General features: G+C 41.5%; 20 protein-coding genes. 18 read left to right on the forward strand and 2 right to left on the reverse strand.

Annotated elements, in window-relative coordinates:
- Positions 1-119: 119 nt before the first annotated feature.
- Positions 120-1,535 carry a LysM peptidoglycan-binding domain-containing protein gene (locus tag ASG85_RS12220; RefSeq protein ID WP_060646374.1) on the forward strand — a complete coding sequence of 472 codons (1,416 nt, stop codon included), beginning with the start codon at positions 120-122 and terminating at the stop codon, positions 1,533-1,535.
- Positions 1,536-1,665: 130 nt separating this feature from the next.
- Here ASG85_RS12220 and ASG85_RS37775 read toward each other — a convergent pair whose 3' ends face one another.
- Entirely contained in the window at positions 1,666-1,878 is a 213-nt protein-coding gene (locus ASG85_RS37775) for a hypothetical protein (protein ID WP_156389902.1), read from the reverse strand.
- Between the two features lie 358 nt (positions 1,879-2,236).
- On the opposite strand from ASG85_RS37775, the gene ASG85_RS12225 reads away from it, so the two are divergent.
- The 6 genes from ASG85_RS12225 (at position 2,237) to ASG85_RS12250 (ending at position 7,031) form a co-directional block, all read left to right on the forward strand.
- The gene (locus ASG85_RS12225) at positions 2,237-2,692 is read left to right on the forward strand and encodes a GNAT family N-acetyltransferase (RefSeq protein WP_060646375.1); all 456 of its coding nucleotides are present in this window, start codon (positions 2,237-2,239) and stop codon (positions 2,690-2,692) included.
- Between the two features lie 17 nt (positions 2,693-2,709).
- The gene (locus tag ASG85_RS12230) at positions 2,710-3,216 is read left to right on the forward strand and encodes a DUF402 domain-containing protein (RefSeq protein ID WP_060646416.1); all 507 of its coding nucleotides are present in this window, start codon (positions 2,710-2,712) and stop codon (positions 3,214-3,216) included.
- A 243-nt stretch (positions 3,217-3,459) separates the two neighbouring features.
- Positions 3,460-4,296, forward strand: a complete 837-nt coding sequence (locus ASG85_RS12235; protein WP_060646376.1) for a sugar phosphate isomerase/epimerase family protein — start codon at positions 3,460-3,462, stop codon at positions 4,294-4,296.
- Between the two features lie 150 nt (positions 4,297-4,446).
- On the forward strand, positions 4,447-5,289 hold the full coding sequence (locus ASG85_RS12240) for a GNAT family N-acetyltransferase (RefSeq protein WP_060646377.1): 843 nt from the start codon (positions 4,447-4,449) through the stop codon (positions 5,287-5,289).
- A gap of 23 nt (positions 5,290-5,312) precedes the next feature.
- Entirely contained in the window at positions 5,313-6,218 is a 906-nt protein-coding gene (locus tag ASG85_RS12245) for a phosphotransferase family protein (protein ID WP_060646378.1), read from the forward strand.
- A gap of 27 nt (positions 6,219-6,245) precedes the next feature.
- Positions 6,246-7,031: an arylamine N-acetyltransferase family protein gene (locus ASG85_RS12250; RefSeq protein WP_060646379.1), complete on the forward strand. Its 786-nt coding sequence runs from the start codon at positions 6,246-6,248 to the stop codon at positions 7,029-7,031.
- Positions 7,032-7,243: 212 nt separating this feature from the next.
- On the opposite strand, the gene ASG85_RS12255 is transcribed toward ASG85_RS12250, so the two are convergent.
- Complete coding sequence (locus tag ASG85_RS12255) at positions 7,244-7,963, reverse strand: TetR/AcrR family transcriptional regulator C-terminal domain-containing protein (protein WP_060646380.1); 720 nt, start codon at positions 7,961-7,963, stop codon at positions 7,244-7,246.
- Between the two features lie 113 nt (positions 7,964-8,076).
- Between ASG85_RS12255 and ASG85_RS12260 the strand changes: the two genes are divergently transcribed.
- The 11 genes from ASG85_RS12260 (at position 8,077) to ASG85_RS12310 (ending at position 18,234) form a co-directional block, all read left to right on the forward strand.
- On the forward strand, positions 8,077-8,757 hold the full coding sequence (locus ASG85_RS12260; protein ID WP_060646381.1) for a DUF6022 family protein: 681 nt from the start codon (positions 8,077-8,079) through the stop codon (positions 8,755-8,757).
- A gap of 208 nt (positions 8,758-8,965) precedes the next feature.
- Positions 8,966-9,871 (forward strand): NUDIX hydrolase, encoded by a 906-nt coding sequence (locus ASG85_RS12265; RefSeq protein WP_060646382.1) that lies wholly within the window; start codon positions 8,966-8,968, stop codon positions 9,869-9,871.
- Between the two features lie 36 nt (positions 9,872-9,907).
- The gene (locus ASG85_RS12270; protein ID WP_060646383.1) at positions 9,908-10,582 is read left to right on the forward strand and encodes a DUF4386 domain-containing protein; all 675 of its coding nucleotides are present in this window, start codon (positions 9,908-9,910) and stop codon (positions 10,580-10,582) included.
- 40 nt (positions 10,583-10,622) lie between these two features.
- A complete protein-coding gene (locus ASG85_RS12275) occupies positions 10,623-11,597 on the forward strand; it encodes an NAD(P)-dependent alcohol dehydrogenase (RefSeq protein ID WP_060646384.1) in 975 nt (324 codons plus the stop codon).
- Positions 11,594-12,139, forward strand: a complete 546-nt coding sequence (locus ASG85_RS12280; protein ID WP_060646385.1) for a GNAT family N-acetyltransferase — start codon at positions 11,594-11,596, stop codon at positions 12,137-12,139. The genes ASG85_RS12275 and ASG85_RS12280 overlap by 4 nt, the downstream gene beginning before the upstream one ends.
- Positions 12,140-12,278: 139 nt before the next feature.
- Positions 12,279-12,728, forward strand: a complete 450-nt coding sequence (locus ASG85_RS12285) for a DUF441 domain-containing protein (protein ID WP_060646386.1) — start codon at positions 12,279-12,281, stop codon at positions 12,726-12,728.
- A 191-nt stretch (positions 12,729-12,919) separates the two neighbouring features.
- Positions 12,920-14,407 carry a spore germination protein gene (locus ASG85_RS12290; RefSeq protein ID WP_235550114.1) on the forward strand — a complete coding sequence of 496 codons (1,488 nt, stop codon included), beginning with the start codon at positions 12,920-12,922 and terminating at the stop codon, positions 14,405-14,407.
- The gene (locus tag ASG85_RS12295) at positions 14,388-15,479 is read left to right on the forward strand and encodes a GerAB/ArcD/ProY family transporter (RefSeq protein ID WP_060646387.1); all 1,092 of its coding nucleotides are present in this window, start codon (positions 14,388-14,390) and stop codon (positions 15,477-15,479) included. The genes ASG85_RS12290 and ASG85_RS12295 overlap by 20 nt, the downstream gene beginning before the upstream one ends.
- The gene (locus tag ASG85_RS12300) at positions 15,476-16,576 is read left to right on the forward strand and encodes a Ger(x)C family spore germination protein (protein ID WP_060646388.1); all 1,101 of its coding nucleotides are present in this window, start codon (positions 15,476-15,478) and stop codon (positions 16,574-16,576) included. Before ASG85_RS12295 ends, ASG85_RS12300 begins: the two co-directional genes overlap by 4 nt.
- Positions 16,577-16,750: 174 nt before the next feature.
- Positions 16,751-17,332 (forward strand): TetR/AcrR family transcriptional regulator, encoded by a 582-nt coding sequence (locus ASG85_RS12305; RefSeq protein ID WP_057302306.1) that lies wholly within the window; start codon positions 16,751-16,753, stop codon positions 17,330-17,332.
- Positions 17,333-17,364: 32 nt separating this feature from the next.
- Positions 17,365-18,234 (forward strand): transporter substrate-binding domain-containing protein, encoded by an 870-nt coding sequence (locus tag ASG85_RS12310; protein WP_057302251.1) that lies wholly within the window; start codon positions 17,365-17,367, stop codon positions 18,232-18,234.
- Positions 18,235-18,352: the final 118 nt, after the last annotated feature.

Consider the following 18,352-nt stretch of genomic DNA (forward strand, 5'->3'; position numbering starts at 1 on the left):
TTGAGGTTAATGTAATAGAGTGGATTTGATTCCATTAAATTGGGTATTCGCCCAAATCACTAGAGATATTAGCGGAATAAAGTACAGATAGAAGTTTAAGGCGAGAGTGAGGTATAAAAGTGCAAATTCATGTGGTGCAAAGAGGAGAGAATCTATGGCTGATTTCAGGTCGTTATGGTGTGAATGCCAATCGGATTATCGCCGTCAATGAACTCCGAGAACCCAATCGTTTAGTCATCGGTCAGGCATTTGTCATCCCAGCTCCTTATCCCGAATATGTGGTCAGATTAGGAGACACGCTTGGTACAATTGCCGGCCGTTTCGGCATCACATTAGAGGCTATTGCTCGGACAAATTTAATAAGCGATGTCACGCAAATCACGCCGGGTCAATCATTAATTATTCCGGTTTTGTATCATACCGTGCGGAAGGGTGAGTCACTTTGGGAGATCGCTCATCGATACGGCGTTACTGTGCAGGCCATTGCACAAGCTAATGAGATTACAAATCCTGCGCTTATTTCCCCTGGTCATAACTTGAAAGTCCCAGAAAAGCAGAGGCAGATCATCGATGTCAATGGTTATACCAATGTATTTGGAAAGGTGGCTGCCGGGCAAGTTCGGAAGGATGGGATGCATCTAACGTACTTATGCCCTTTTGGTTATCGAATGAAGGATGATGGAACCCTTGAGCCCGCTGATGATCAGCAGCTCATCACAGCTGCATATGACAAACATGTCGTACCGGTCATGTCAATCACCAATTTCTCAGCAACAGAAGCCGGATCGAAGCTGGCACACACCATTTTATCCAGTCTCGAATTGCAAAATAAGCTAATCACCAACATCTTAACGATTATGGAAAACAAGGGCTATCGTGGTTTAAATGTTGATTTTGAGAATGTATATCCTAGCGATCGTGAGTTTTATAATCAATTTCTTCGACTTGCTGTCCGCAGGCTGCATGATAAAGGTTTTTTTGTATCTTCCGCCCTTGCCCCGAAAACCAGTTCAGAGCAAAAGGGTTTGCTCTACGAAGCTCACGATTATGCCGCCCACGGAGACATTGTCGACTTCGTCGTACTCATGACATATGAGTGGGGATACAGATTCGGTCCTCCTCAGTCCATATCCCCCATCAACGAAATACGACGCGTTCTTGACTATGCGGTCACTGTTATTCCTAGAAATAAAATATTTATGGGCTTTCAGTTATACGCACGTGATTGGCTCCTTCCTCATGTAAAAGGACAACAGGCAGAGACATTTGATATGCAAGAAGCTATTCGTCGAGCCATTCAACATGGGGCGGAGATCAAGTATGATCAGCTGTCCCAAACGCCATACTATCGCTATATAGATGAAAAACAACATACACATGAAGTCTGGTTCGAAGATGCAAGAAGTGCTCAGGCCAAATTCGATCTGGTCAAGGAATATAACTTGAGAGGGGTCAGTTATTGGGTACTTGGTTATCCATTTCCGCAAAATTGGGTATTGCTCGAAGATAATTTTCAAATTCGAAAACTCATATAACTGATACGAAAAATAATGCTTAACCATAATGCATTCACTCACATTGGGTGAATGCATATTTTATTACTGTTTTGGTTTACTTGGTGTTTTAAAAATAAAAAATGTGCACCTGAGGGGCGCACATCTTAACTTAAAATACCACAATTACTCCTTGTACGGATGCTGCTCCTGCACCAACATTCGTGATACGGAGTTTGTACCTACTTGCCGGTAAACGAAAGCTCAAAGCTACTGTAAGGGTTCCAGTCAACGTTACGCTGTTAGTAACCGGGGTACCAGTTACAGCATTCACAATCCAGTCAATGCGAATATTTGGATACTTACGAACTTGTAGCGTAATCATGGGAATGCATGCAATTCAGAAAAGACAGAACGCTGCGGCAAACAACGCAACCTAATGAATGAAGAGCCAAATAGATGTTCAACTGAGTATTATAGTTGAATACCAAAATGAGCAGGTGGCCATGGCTGTCTGCTCATTTTGTATGTAATTAAGAGGTAATTATGCTGAAGAGACTCAATAAATAAAATAAGGGAGTAAGTCTCTTCTTCTCAGTTCATATATGCAAGCTCGTAATCGAACCAGGAAATTGCGAATAAGCGCCTGATCGCTGACATTGGCGAATAGAGGGTAGATACTGTAGATGAAAATATTAAAACGTAATATAATGATTAAAAAATAGAGACTTGGAGTGATTTTAATGGATATTAAAATAGATGATTTAACTGGACCTGACGTGGTTGCATTGATAGTAGAACATCTTCAGGATATGGCATCTCTATCCCCGCCAGAAAGTACACATGCTCTAAATCTGGATAAATTGAAAAAACCGGATATCACCTTCTGGAGTGGATGGGAACAAGATGTATTAGTTGGTTGCGGAGCAATTAAGGAACTTGATAGTCAACACGGCGAGATAAAATCAATGCGAACTTCTACATCACATCTAAGAAAAGGTGTTGCAAAGCGAATCCTTGAACACATCATTGAAGAAGCCAAGCGACGCGGGTATCAACGGGTAAGCTTGGAAACGGGCTCAATGGATGCTTTCGGACCAGCTAGAAGACTGTATGAAAGTTTTGGGTTTCAATACTGCAAGCCCTTTTCCGATTACATAGAGGACCCATATAGTGTATTTATGACAAAGGAATTATGAAGCTTAAGGATGATACAATGGATAATCAAATAACAATTCAGGTTTTAAAATATGGAAATTTACTACATTATGAATGGAACACAACTTTATTAGAAAAGACGGATTCACACATTTTTGTCCTAGGCAAGTATGGAAGAAAATTAAATCATTACACGAAGCAAAAGGTTTTTACCATAGAAGCTTGGACAGTTGAATATTTCTCATTTAATTCATGGTTTACTGTAAGTGCTGACGTAGTTGGCGGCAAAATTCAACAATTTTATTGCAATATAAATCAGCCTGCGAAAATTGAAGGTAACATTGTTTCTTTTGTAGATTTAGACCTGGATTATGTACAAAGAAACGGTGAATGGAAGGTTGTTGACGAAGATGAGTTTGAGAGCAATGCAATAAAATTTGCTTATCCAGAAGCTCTAATTCATAAAGCTTGGGAAGAGTTACATAGCTTAAAGGAACTTATTAGAAAAAAAACATTTCCTTTTGATGGATCTCTCGAAAAGTTTATCGACTGTATACCAAGATAAGAAACAGATTTATAAGCAGAATCTTACTCTTTGTTTCTCCATATGCTGTAATAACTATCTTTATATTTCTGACAAAGTGAGGAGCTGGCTGTGTGGCAGTTCCTCTTTCTTTGGTTTTGGGTCTAGGTTACCCGTTGCACAAAAGCAGCACAATAAGAGATATATCTGTGATTTCGAATATGGTGATTACCTCAACACTTTGATAAGATACTACCAAACAGTTGCGACGAAAGGGTGGAAGATATGCCATTTTTATCATTAACGAGTTGGAGCTTACATCGGAATCTGGGGCCTTTGCGGTGGACCCGCTGGGATGATAACACGCGTACTCAAATAACGGTTACCCAAGACCAACCTGAACTCATCTCTTTGCTTGAATTGCCGGCGGTTCTTGCAAAGAAAGGTTTTAGATCACTGGAAGTGTGTCATTTTCATTTTCCGGATACAAGTGAATCATATTTACAAAGATTAAAACACACATTCACGGAAGCAGGCCTTCAGTTTTACACGCTGTTAATTGAATACGGTGATATTTCTAGTTCGGATGATTTGCGCAGACAATCGGACATCGCTTGGATCAAAGGATGGATCGACAATGCTGCAAGAGCAGGAGCTGAAAGAGTGCGCGTGATAGCTGGTGATGCGGAACCTACGGATCAAAAAGCTTTGCATAGATCGGTTGATGCACTTCGAGAACTAAGCTCTTATGGTGCTGCGCAAGGAGTACGTGTTGTTACTGAAAACTTTCACTCACTAACATCAATCGCGGATAATTGCCTTGCTTTATTGGAAGGATGCGGGGAGCTCCTTGGGCTAACCTCGGATTTTGGCAATTTTAAAGGAACCGAAAAATATGGCGAGCTTGTCAAAACGATTCCTCACAGTGAGTCGATCCATGCCAAAGCACAAACGAATGCGGATGGATATCCGGATGAAGCTGAGTTTAATCGCTGTATGGAAGTTGCCAAGCAAGCTGGTTATGAAGGTCCCTTAACAATTGTATATGACGGACCAGGAGATATGTGGGAAGGCATTGAGCGTGTAAGGAGACTTGTAACACCTTATTTGAATAAATCGTAGGGATGACAAGAGCATTATTACATTACAAGCCGCTTATATTGCGGTTTTTTTTAATTTGTCTCTAAAGTAATGAATACCAAACATATGATTGATATTGTAAATGCATTAAGATGGGAGTTACAGATAACTTATACAAAGGGGATGGTTTGTTTGATAAGACTTTTAAAGTATGAGGATCTAACATTATTTAAGAAAGATGTTATCTCTTACTTAGTGCAATATGAAGCAGAAAACAATTTAATATTAGGTGTCTTACAATATTTAACTGAAAATGATGAATTTCCTCTTTTAATGGCTACTGTAATAAAAGACAACGACATAGGCTTGGTCTTACTACAAACACATCCTAATCAAATTATTTTATCAAAAGCAGTTCCTTTTACATCAAAGGAAATACACGTTATAGGTGAAAAGTTGAATAACACAATCCAGGATATACCTGGTTTTATAGGCGAAAAGAAATTAACTACTGAACTAGCTATGTATATTTCTAACGTTAGAGGGATTCAGGCAAATGTCCAAATGGACCAAAAAATATATATACTAGAAAAAGTAGAGAAAAAAACAAATACAAATGGAAAAATTCGGAGTGTTATAGAAAGTGATCTTCACATAATTAAAGAGTGGGTGTATCAGTTTTGTAATGAAACAAACCAGCCTATAAGTTTAGAAGAAGCAGATAAAAAAGCTGCAAGAATGATAAATATAGGAAGTTTAGTTGCATGGGAAGTGAACGGGGAATTGGTTTCCATGGCTTCTTCTACACGTCCAACCCCAAATAATATAACAATCAGCTATGTTTACACTCCAATAAGCGAAAGAAAAAGGGGATATGCCTCTGATTGTGTTTCAGCTTTCACTCAAATCTTGTTAGATCGTGGTTATAAAACAACAAGTCTATACACTGATCTCAGTAATCCTACTTCGAATAAAATTTATACTCAAATTGGATATCATGCGATCATGGATTCAATCGTAATTCTTTTTAAATAATCGACATATGCAGGGAGGAACCTATGGAGGATTTCGAAAAGGCGAACCGGTTTGTAAAGGAACACTTTGGTGACCGTGCACAAAATCTTATGCCCCTCGCTGCCGGTGATTGGTCGAAAGCCTATTCCTTCATGCTTGACGGGCACGCAATGGTTATCCGCTTCGGCACTTATCTGGGCGACTTTGAAAAGGATCGTGTGATGGGCGCACTTTCGTCGGACACACTACCGATTCCGAGGGTTCTTGAAGTAGGCGAGACGGAGAGCGGCTTCTATGCCGTATCCGAACGAGTATCTGGAAAGCATCTAGATGAGCTGAATGGGCCTGAGATACGACATGTCCTTCCGCAATTGCTAGATGCTCTCTACGAACTTCAAAAACTTGACCTCACAGGTACAGAGGGAGTTGGCCTTTGGCGTCCAGCTGAGGCTGGTCCTAGCTGGGGGGCCGAGCTACTCACAGTAGCTGAGCCCAGGGATCGACTCATGGGCTGGCGCGAGCGGCTTGGCGCCTCGCCTCAGGAGGCACGGGTCTTCGATGCTGGGGTAGAAAGGCTGCGTCAGCTCGTAGCAATACTTCCAGAGTACCGAGGAATCGTCCATAACGACCTCTTGAACCGAAATGTGCTTGTGGACGGAGGGAAGCTAACGGGGGTAATCGACTGGGGAAATGCGTTCTATGGTGATCCTCTTTACGATAACGCTTTGTTTCTTTATTGGTGGCCTTGGTTTCCGCAATGGCAAGAGATTGACTTGCAGGAAATTCTAGATAATCACTGGGACAAACATGGAGAACGGCCCACACAATCAGAGGAACGTCTTATCTGCTGTCTCATCCACATCAGCCTCGACCATATCGCCTATAGCGCTTTCAGGCAACGTACAGAAGATATGAGACGCCACGCCAAGCAATTGATGACCTACCTTTGAATCAATAACATGGAGGGAATCTTCCTTATGTATGAGTTAAACGGATTATTTCGTAAAAGAATGGGTATTCCAGAAAATCAAAAAATTACATTTGAAACATTAGATCATATTCTTAGGAAAACAGCACTATCCCTTCCTTTTGAAAATCTAAGCATCATTTCAAACAAAACAAGTATTATAACAAAAGAGAGTCTGATAACCAAAATGCTCGTAAAAAATGAAGGCGGTCTATGCTATCAATTGAATCCTCTGCTTTATTTTTTCTTAGTTGAAAATGGGTTTAATGCAGCGTTAGTTCGCGGAGAAGTATACAATTATGCAACGAAGGACTGGTCAAAACTCGGGAGAACTCATGTTACTATTCTTTTGCAGCATAAAGGTCAAACGTACTTGGTTGATACCGGATTTGGTGGAAACCTACCACTAAAGCCTGTGCCGCTAAATGGAGAAACTACTTCCTCTGTGAATGGAGAATTTCGAGTCAAAGCAATGGAAAGTGATTATGGCGACTATGTACTTGAACTGAAACTAAAATATAAAGATACAGATTGGAAAATAGGGTATGCTTTTGATACCAAACGACCATTAGAGAATTTATCTGAATTGAACGAAGTCCAAGGAATCATAGTCCAGCACAAAGAATCACGATTCAACAAAACCCCGCTGATTACCCAACTTACAAGCGATGGAAATGTAACGTTAACCGATACATCTTTCACACAATGGATGAATGGGAAATCGAGTAAGGAACAGATTGACAATGTTAAATTCAAAGAGCTAGCAAAACAACATTTTGGATTTCAAGAACTATGAGAAGCCGTATTGAAGCGGCTTCTTTTTGCATATTGCTGCTCGCGATAATTTAAGCAAACAGGCTGCCAATTGCCCAAATGGACGTTGGCAGCCAACTAGAAATAGCCTAATCTTTTTTCAGGGGCGGCTGGTCTGCAGCGAAGGAACATGGATTGTCACACCCTGAGATGCTCCGGAATTCAAACGTCCGGAACAGCCGATCTTGTATGCAATCATTCGTGTAGGCCTCTTGCAAGCTTATCAACGAAACCAGCAAGCAGAATATCCAACCCGAACGAAAACTCTTCCTCCCAATTCACAGAAGTCGTATAACCGGCTAGGCGGATAAAGTGGGGATATCGCTCCTTAGGCAATGCTTCAATCTCTTTGTACCTTATCTCCGATTCTTCCCGTTTTTCCTCTGAAAGCTTCGCTCGATCCCGTAATCTGCATTCCTCATCGACAAAGCCGTAGATGAAGTTCTTGAGCATGGAAGCAAGCCACGGCACTTCGACATCCTTAAATCCGGCTTCTACAAGCGCCCGAAACAGAAATTCGATATGAGCCAAACGGTTAGGACTTGCCGCAAAGGTCGCGTTCATGATGTGCACAGCATCCGGGTATTGCAGCAGACTTAGCCGGAAGCTCATCGACCACAGCCGCAGCTGCATTTTCCAATCCAAAGTGGTATCGGGCAAATCAATCTTTGTGCTGATCTCTTCTGCCAAAAGATGAAGCAGCTGTTCTTTGTCCTTCACATGGTAATACAAAGATGAGGCTTTCACGCCAAGTGAGTCGGCGATTTTGCGCATACTTATGCCATCCAAGCCCTCGGCTTGCAGCAGTTCCAGCATGATCCCGACAATTCGGGCACGATCGAGAGGCGTGTGAAGCGGCTCACTCTGATTCGTGCCTTTATCTGTTGTTAAGGGATGAATTCTTCTTCTTGCCATATTAGGTCACCTTCCATTTTATCTCTTGACAAGTATAGCACAACAGTTTAATCTAACGGTATTATATTATTATTTATCACTGTTAGATTAACCAAAAAGAGGAGCTTATAAACATGCAAACAACCACAATTGATTCCATTGCCCGTACCGCCGGGGATATTTTATCCCATGCGTGGAAAGCAGTCTACGACGAAAAGAAGGATGAACTGTCCGAGATGTTCAAGAAGTTTGGTGATCGCGCCTATGGCGCATGGATTCAACAATTTATGGCGCCGGTCACAGAACGGCTCGCGGCTGATGGAATCATCATAAGGGGCGGCTTCAACTTAAATGACTCCATTGAGAACTGGGGACCACCTGAAGAACGGGAACGATGCATTTGGTACATCGTAAAGACAGCGGAAGGTGAAGAGCTGGGTACGTTGGTGCTGCAGGCCTATCATTCGCACCGCTCGTTCTTCATGCCTAGAGCACCGCGGATATTGGCACTTGAAGTTACGGATCGGGAAGCCATTATCGCTGCACTCTCAGATGCTTCAACCCGAATCCGCTGGGATTTAAGGGAGGAACGAATGCCTCAACCGGAGTTACATTCCTTCCCGATTCAGCGGTTCGAGTACGCGACAGATACTTCAATCGGAGATGGACTAAAGCCTGCAGCAGACGGTCAGCTGTACAGCTGGAATTTGGACAATGCGCTAGGCCATTGGGGTCGGTACGGATGGGAACTTGTGTCCGTCGTTCCAGTTGGAGGCAAAGTGATTGCGTACTTCAAACGCCCGCTGATTGACTAAAACAACCGGCAACAACAGCGGGAGCTCAGAAAAATTTAAAGCTGACGGAGATAATGAGTTGTCCCTAAGTAGGTAGCTACTTGAGGACAACTTTTTTTATAAATTAGGGATTGACAATGATTGGAATTAAAGCTTAAATGATATTAACGTATTGATAATAACAATTTGAATATAACAGAATGTTGAAATCAAAGAATGGGTGATCTACATGGATAAAGAGCAATTTAGAGATAAGCAGGGACTTACTGAAGCAGAGTTTTTACAGAAGTATGATGCTAGTATTTACGAAAGACCTTCTGTCACTGTAGATATGTTAATCTTCACTGTAGTTGATGAGGAAAATGAAAATTATAGAAAGTTACCGGAAAAGTCACTGAAACTTCTCATGGTTAAGAGGGGGGTTCATCCTTATATTAGGCAATGGGCTTTACCCGGAGGGTTTGTAACAGAGGACGAGAGTATGGATGAAGCTGCTTTACGGGAGCTAAAAACCGAAACTAATATTAATGATGTTTATATGGAACAGCTTTATACATGGGGAGATGTAAATAGGGACCCTCGTACACGAGTTATCAGCTGTTCATATATGGCACTTGTTGATTGCAAATCACTCGAAGTGAAGGCTGGGGATGATGCGGATGATGCCAGGTGGTTCAACGTTAGGTACAGCGTGCTTGAAGAGAAGAAAACCATGCTGGAGAAGGACTTTATGTTTGAAAAAGTCGTAAAAATGACTCTTTCAAACGATAAGGACATCCTGGAGGCTATTATTAAAGTTATAGAAAAATATTCTGGCAAAACAGCAAGGGTAGAAAGAGAGGTTATCGTTTCGAATGGAATTGCATTTGATCATGCGGAAATGATCCAATATGCAGTTGAGAGGCTTAGGAATAAGATTGAGTACACCGATATAGCTTTCAATCTGATGCCCGAACTTTTTACTTTGTCAGAGCTCCAACAAGTCTATGAGGTTACTTTGGGAAAAGAGCTGCTTTCTGCTGCGTTTAGAAGAAAGATAGCGGACATGGTTATGGAAACCAATCAATTTACCAAAGATGCAGGACATAGGCCTGCAAAGCTGTTCAGATTCAATCCGAATTGGCGATATTTGTAAAGTGACTAAACATTTTATGATAGTAGGAGGTAATAAATGATTTCAAACAAAAAAACTGCAAGAATTGTTGGAGTATTATTTCTAGCTGCAACGGCTGCGTATATACTAGGTAATGGACTTATTGAATCTATTCTAAAAGATCCGGATTATCTTATTCATGTTTATCCAAATAAAACCAAAGTGGTCATAGGAATGCTCCTTGAGTTAATGAATTCCGCTGCAGCTGTTGGTATTGCAATCACACTGTTCCCAATCTTAAAAAAGCATAATGAAACTATAGCTCTTGGTTACGTTGCTTTCAGGGGTATTGAGGCTATAATCCTTATTGTTGGTGCAATCAGTCCTTTATTACTAATATCATTAAGCCAGGAATATATAGAAGCAGGAGCTCCGGATACTTCCTATTTTCAAACAATAGGTATGTTAGCAATAAAAGGGAAGTTTTTGACCTTTCAGTTAGCAATGATCGTTCTTGGTCTATACAGCTTATTGTTTTGTTACTTATTATATCAATCCAAACTCATTCCTCGTTTAATATCTGTCTTTGGGATAATTGGATACGTAGCGTTGTTAACAAGCGCCTTATTAGAGGTTTTCGGTTATAGTGCAGGAATGATTTTATTTCTTCCAGGAGCCTTATTTGAAATAATATTTCCGATTTGGCTGATCGTTAAAGGATTTAACTCATTTACATTAAAACCCAATCAATAAAGAAAACCAAAACACAAATAGGTGTTAAGGAGTAATTTTCATGAAGGCTATTGTATACGCAAAATACGGAACTACTGACGTTCTTAAGCTTAAAGAGGTTGAAAAACCTACTCCCAAGGACAATGAAGTATTGATAAAAGTGCATGCTGCATCCGTGAATTCATGGGACTGGGATCTCCTAAGAGGTGTACCGTTCATGGTTCGTCTCGGGGGAGTTCTAAAACCAAAATACAACATACTCGGAGCTGACGTAGCGGGGCGGGTTGTAGCAGTTGGTAAAGACATAAAGCAGTTGCTTCCAGGTGATGAAGTATTCGGGGACATTTCCGGGTGTAGTTGGGGCGGGTTTGCGGAGTTTGTATGTGCTCGTGAAAATGTCTTAACATTGAAACCAGCCAGTATGACTTTCGAGGAAGCAGCGGCCATCCCTCAAGCAGCAGTCCTCGCCTTACAGGGACTTCGCGATAAGGGACAGATTCAGAAAGGACAAAAGGTTTTAATTAATGGCGCAGGTGGAGGCGTGGGTGCCTTTGCAGTGCAGATTGCCAAATCATTCGGGGCTGAAGTGATAGGCGTAGACAGCACGATGAAATTAGATATGCTGAGATCGATTGGTGCAGACCAGGTTATTGATTACACGCAAGTTGATTTCACCAAAAATGGGCAGCGTTATGACCTGATTCTTGATGTTGCGGGATATCGATCGATTTTCAATTACAAACGTGCATTAAGTCCCAAGGGTACTTATGTTATGGTAGGAGGTTCCATGTCTCGAATCTTCCAAGTCATGTTCCTAGGACCATGGATTTCAATGATCGGGGGTAAGAAAATGGGTATCCTTATACATAAACCGAACAAAAATGATCAAAGTTTTATGAAGGAGCTTTTGGAGGCTGGCAAAGTTGTACCTGTGATAGATAGACGTTTCCCCTTAAGTGAGGTTGCTGAAGCTCTCCAGTATCTTGGAGATGGACACGCCAAAGGTAAAATCGTTATCAGTGTGGAACAATTATGATTAGAATCATTCAATTGGGTCATGACGATTCGCATAAAATTCGGGAAATCGACCGTTCTGAAACAATAGACCTGATTTACAAGATGAATAATGGATCTCTTGATCAAGTAAAGGCGGGGCATGAATGCCCAAATTGGAACGAAGAGAATTACCGTGAGATAATTTCAAGATATGAGTATGAAATAGATAACGGCGGGACAGCTTATGGAGCTTTTGACGAAGATAAATTGGTCGGATTTGGAGTGTTGGCTCACAAGTTTAGAGGAAGAGACAATAATCAACTTCAGATAGATCTCATGTATGTTAGTCGTCAGTATCGAAGACAAGGAATTGGCAGCCAAATTTTTAACGCACTAAGTAAAGTTGCTATTGCAGAAGGGGCGAGGTATTTATACATTTCTTCAACAGAAACAGAATCTGCGGTAAAGTTTTATTCAAGTTGCGGTTCCATAATTACAACAGAAATAGATATTGACCTGTTTGAAAAAGAACCTGAAGATATCCATATGATAAAGGCGTTAGACGATTTGGACTTCAAATAACGAAAAAAATTATAACTGAACAATGACAAAGAACAAGGCTAGGGCCAGACCCTAGCGATGTGACATTGATCATGTGAAATGATAAGATTTATAATTAATCTATTCAGCCCTCTACAAAGCGAAAAGGAGGTTGGTCGGTTTGCCTCAGCTCGATATGCCATCGTTTATGCTGATTCTGCTGGCTTTGCTAGGTGTCATTAGCCGCAACAATTCGATTACGATTGCTGCCGTCGTGCTTTTGCTTATTCGAGTCGTCAATTTGCATCAAGTGTTCCCGTGGATTGAGAAGAATGGGCTTTCGATTGGCATCATTATCCTGACAATTGGTATTTTGTCGCCTCTGGCCAGCGGCTCGATTAGCATCAAGGAGCTTTACCAGTCCTTCTTGCATTGGAAATCAATCGCGGCCATCGTAGTTGGCGTGTTGGTAGCGTATCTAGGCGGACGCGGCGCGCTTTTGATGTCGGGCAACCCTACAATCGTGACAAGTCTTGTCATTGGGACAATACTAGGCGTGGCTTTTCTAAAAGGTGTGCCTGTTGGTCCGTTGATTGCTGCCGGAATATTATCACTGCTAATTAGGAAATGACCCCTAAGTCTTATGTGCAATTAACAAGAAATTAGGGATTCGAGAAAAAGGTCAAGAAATACTTTTAATCAAGGGACGGCCGCGAGGCTGTCCCTTTAGCTGTGTTATAACGGGTATATATCAGCACATGAATACTCTTTTACCCAATTGGAGAAAATAACCTTTGAAATGAGGGGCAGCGTGATGAAATTTTGGGTAAAAGTCCAGAAATTAAGGATATAGAGCTTACGTCCATACAAGAAAGAAAAAGTTATTTTCAATCCCTGTTAAACAATACGGAAGATCTGATCATACAATCTTTGAATTGGAATCAACGACAAGTCAACTTGATTTATCTGGCAACCTTAACCGATCAAGAAGCTATCCTGGACAAGATCATCTTTCCATTGAAACGAATCAAAGAAGGTGAGTTTCTAGACGCCATCCCTCTGGATCAACTGCAAATTACTTGCTTGATCGAACAAGCAGGGGAAGCCATTTTGAATGGCGGCTGTGTTGTCGATTGTGAAAGTGAGACTGATTTTTACATCTTTCATACATCCTCTTCGATGGGACGAAGCATCACAGAGCCAATCAATGAGAAAGTTTTCGGAGATTCGCATGAAGGGTTTATTGAAAGGTTAAATACGAACCTTCATCTGATCCGAAGAAAAGTGGTTAACAAGGATTTAGTGATCCGTTATTTGATGGTAGGCATGGAGACGAACACACGTCTGGCGATGGTTTACATCGAGTCATTGGCGAATCCTGAAATTGTGTCAGATTTAGAAAAGCGAATAACATCGATCCGAATTGATTATATAGCTTCATTAGGTTTTGTAGAGCAGCTCATTGAGGATGCCCCTTTCTCCCCTTTTCCGCAAATATTAAGCACCGAAAGAGTGGACAGAGTAGCAGCAAATTTGATGGAAGGAAGAATTGCCGTATTAGCGGAAGGTTCAGCGAAAGCGATCATTTTACCAATCAATTTCTTTGCTTTTTATCAATCACCTGATGATTACAATGCCCGTTGGATTAACGGAAGTTTCTTCCGTTTGTTACGGGTTTCCAGTTTCTTCATTGCCATTACCCTACCAGCTGGATACATTTCAGTTGTCTCTTTTCATTTTGAGACCATCCCAAATGAATTGGTGCTTCTCATGCAAAGTGCCGTACTGGAAATTCCGTTTCCTCCAATTATTGAAGCTTTATTGATGGAAATAACCATTGAAATGTTAAGAGAAGCAGGATTGCGCTTACATACTGCCGTAGGGCAAACAATCGGTATTGTTGGAGGGCTTGTTATTGGAGATGCCATCGTGAAGGCGGGGCTGGTGTCCAATATCATGATTATTGTAGTAGCATCGACGGCCCTTGCCTCATTTGTTGTGCCATCCCATGAGTTCAGAGAGACGGTGCGTTTTCTGCGCTTTCCGATGATGCTTTTGGCTGCTACTTTCGGCTTTTTGGGAATTACGTTCGGATTTACATGTATTTTGATCCACTTGTGCAAATTAGAGGGGTTTGGAACGCCCTATTTTTACCCCTTATCTCCATTCAGATGGAGGGATTTGAAAGACTCTCTCGTCCGGTTGCCCATTTGGAAAATGAACCGGCGTCCTGCGGACAGTCTTCCCCAAAAAAAGCTGCGGGAATTATTTTCTAGGGGATGGGTGAAGCATGAGCGTAGAAAAAGATAGGATCTCCAAAAAGCAGTTGGCTTTTTTCACGATACAAACAGCGATAGGAGAGGGAGCTTTAACCGTTCCTTTTAGTGTTCACTCTGAAGCATCTATAGACGGATGGATCTCCATGCTGCTGGCAGGATTTGCGACCCACCTGGCCATTATCATGATATGGACGATCTGTAGGAAATATCCAATGATGACGATGATTGAATTTCTCCCGAAGGTGGCAGGGAAATTTGCAGGTCATCTAACGAGTGTTCTTTATATTATTTATTTTATTGGAATAGCAAGCGTGATCCTTATGAATTACTGCCGAATAATTAATGCCTGGATTTTCCCGACAACACCGAAATGGGTCATTATGACATTAATGATGGTTACCAGTTATTATCTAGCCAAAGAAAAATTGAAAATAATAGCCCGATTTGAAACGCTGGTTTCTATACTTCTAATCATTATTATCATGTTGATCATTTTCCCTATTAGCAAAGGAAACCCTTTGTATATTTTTCCCATAGGTCAATCTGGGCTTGGTCATATGATGAAAGGTATGAGAGAAGCGGTTATTACGCTGGCTGGTTTTGAGCTTTTGCTCATGGTTTACCCTCAAGTCAAGGGGAGAGACGGAGAAATATTAAAAACGATGTTGATATCATACACGTTTGTCACCCTATTTTACGTATTAATAATCCTGTCTTGCTTTATGTTTTTCAGTCCGATGGAGCTCAAAATCATTCCAGAGCCTGTTCTATACATGCTTAAGGCATTTTCTTTCAGGATTGTAGAAAGATCGGACTTACTGTTTTTATCGCTTTGGGTTGTGATCGTCATGACGTCTATTGTCAATTATGTTTTTCTAGCTTCCACAGGGATAACCCAAATATTGAAAATAGAAAACAGTTCTAAGGTGACTTTGCTGGTCGTTGTGGTTTGCTTACTGCTTGCTCTGCTACCGCATAATTTTCTGTTTATGAGCAAGCTCAATAAATGGTTTTCTTATTTCGCGTTGTTCATGATCTATATGATCCCCATACCGTTATTACTATTGAGCATCCTAAGAGGAAGGAGGAAAGCAGCGGAATGAAAAGAATCCGGCATGTATTACTCGGCATACTTTCCATGAGTCTCTTAACCGGTTGCTGGGATCAAATGTTATTTAAAAACGTTCGTTTAATTCTAGGGGTAGGTATTGACAAAGCAGAAGGTGAAAATGTACTAGTCACCTTTGTCTTACCGGATGTCTCGGATAAGAAGAGAAATGCACCTGAAATCATATCGGTTTCTGGTGAAACTGCTCGAGAAGCAAGAAGTAACTTAGGAAAAAAACTAAATTTGGTTCCGGACGGGGCCAAGAACCGATTTCTTATGATTGGAGAACAGCTGGCGAAGAATGATATCTATACGGTTCTGGATGTTTTTTATCGCGATCCAAGAAGTGCTTTAAACGCCAAGATTGGTGTTGTCGAAGATCGCGCCGAATCACTTTTGCAAACAGGATATATGAGAAAGCCAAATTTCATCTTGAACCTGGATAAGCAAATTCTCAGCGCAGAAACATTCACGATCCTTCCAGAAGAAAATATTCAATCGATTTGTACCGTTTTATTTGACCCTGGGCAAGATGTGATTTTGCCTTATCTGGCAGCGGGGGATGGAACCCCTCTTATTAAGGGAGTAGCTTTGTTTAACAGTAAATCCTTAACAGGGACTCTAGACACTAGAGAGTCAAAACTCTGTTTGTTATTAGCTGATCGAATGGGTAAAAAAGCAATCCTGACATTACCTATTCCTAATCAACCGAAGAAAATAGGCAGCAAAATGACATTTCGTGTATTTCATACAAAACGGAAATTAGATGTTGATGTAAATAAAGGCAAGGTCGTGGTCACCATTGATTTGCTACTAAAGGCAGAAGCGGAGGAATTCTCTCCGGATCATTTAGATGAAACCGGACAAGTTTCCAAATTGAACGAGTTTTTCTCAAAAGAGCTAACACAGGAAGCTCAGAAGGTCGTTCAGAAGCTGCAAAAGGCTAATTGCGACGTTTTTGGAATTGGCAGAAGGATCATAGCCTTCCATCCAGAAGCTTGGAAGACTATGGATTGGAACAGCACCTATCCGCTTATTACCATTCAACCCAACGTAAAGGTAGAAATATCGAGACCTGGAATTATTTATTAGGTGTTCCATACAGGACGCAGTGGTTAACACTGTAATTTACGACTTGACTGTAGGAGTTTCTTATACTATAGTAAACCAATCGGAATTAACATAACTGACTCGTCAGTTAATAGAAAGGAGCTCATGAAACTGGCATCAATATTGAATGAAGAACAGCAGCGAGAGCAGGTTCTGATGAACTCAGCCTTAGAGTTATTTGCACGCAAAGGGTATCACAATACGAAGGTTTCGGATGTGGTCAAAGCATCGGGCGTGTCGCAGGGAACGTTTTACTGGTATTTTGAAGGCAAAGAGCAGCTCGCGGTCCGCCTGATCGAGAACGGCAAAGAGAAACTAATACAAGTAATTGAACAAGGCTATCGCAAGCATGCGGGCTCCGTAGACGATATGGTTAGCTCATCTGCAAGATTATTGACCGAATTGTTCGAGTTCGCCGATCATAACCGGAATTTGATGGCATTTTTGCTTATCAAAGGCCAAGGCGCAGACCCGTTGGTCCGGGAAGCTGTTTCGCAAACGTGGATCGTATTCGAAGAAGCTTTCAAGAACAATGTAAACCGAGCCATCGAGCTGGAGATGCTTCCTCATTTCGCAGACGTATCACTTCGTGTAAACATACTCGTTTCTTTAATTACAGGTGTCCTTACCAAGTGGTTGTTCGGACCTATGCATGATGTTGATTACACATCCGCATACACGCCGTCGCAAATAGCCGAGGAAACGGCACGGTTCGAATTCCGGGGATTGTTAGGTTAGCAAGTAAATTAATAAATAGGGGTGTATTGAAAATGACATTCAAGGTTAATCAAGTATTCAAAGCGGCATCGTTACTTACTATCGTGGGTTTAGCGTTAGTCGGGTGCGGAAAAACAACACAACAGCCAGCAGCAAGTCCCACAACCGATACTAAAAACACACCAGCCGTGTCTCCAGCTTCAGCAAACCTGCTTGAGCAAATCAAGAAAAATGGCAAAATCAAAGTGGGCTTGATGGGTACCTATGCTCCCTACAACTTTTTGAATGACAAGAAAGAAGTAGACGGCTACGATGCCGACATCGCTAAAGAAGTCGCGAAGAAGCTTGGTGTACAGGCTGAGTTCATTACCGGCGAATTTTCTGGCTTAATTGAAGGTTTGCAAAAAGATAAATATGATGTTTTGATAAGCCAGGTAACCATTACCGAAGACCGTAAGAAAACAATGGATTTCTCCAATCCTTATATTAAGAACTCGGTGAATGTCGTTGTAAAGGGTGATAACAACACAATCAAAGCGGTTGAGGATTTCAAAGGTAAGAAGATCGGAATCGGTCTCGGTACGAACGATGAGAAATACTTACGTGATGTGGCTATGCCTAAGGTCGGAAACTTTGAAATCGCCACGTACAACGATGTCATTTCATCCTTGATGGACCTGAACGTTGGAAGGATTGACGCGACCATCAACAATATCTTTGCGCTTAAGCCGCTCATGGATAAAAACAAGTTAAATATTAAAGCGGTCGGAGCGCCGATCAAGGAAGATTTCGCAGGTGTAGCTACCCGCAAAAACAATCCAGAGCTGGTGGAAGCCATCAACAAAGCCTTGAGCGAGATGAAAACGGACGGAACACTGAAGCAAATTCACCAAAAATGGTTTGGTGTCGATCCGAATTTTTAAGTAATTTGAATATATCGGGGTCCCCGCTAATGTATAAACCCTTATCGAAGTTAGCCGAAGAAGCTTGACCGCTTTAAGCGGAAAGTTTAAACGCCGACCGAGCTAGCACTCGGTGCGG

The sequence above is a fragment of the Paenibacillus sp. Soil724D2 genome (genome assembly GCF_001427935.1).
Lineage (GTDB): Bacteria > Bacillota > Bacilli > Paenibacillales > NBRC-103111 > Paenibacillus_E.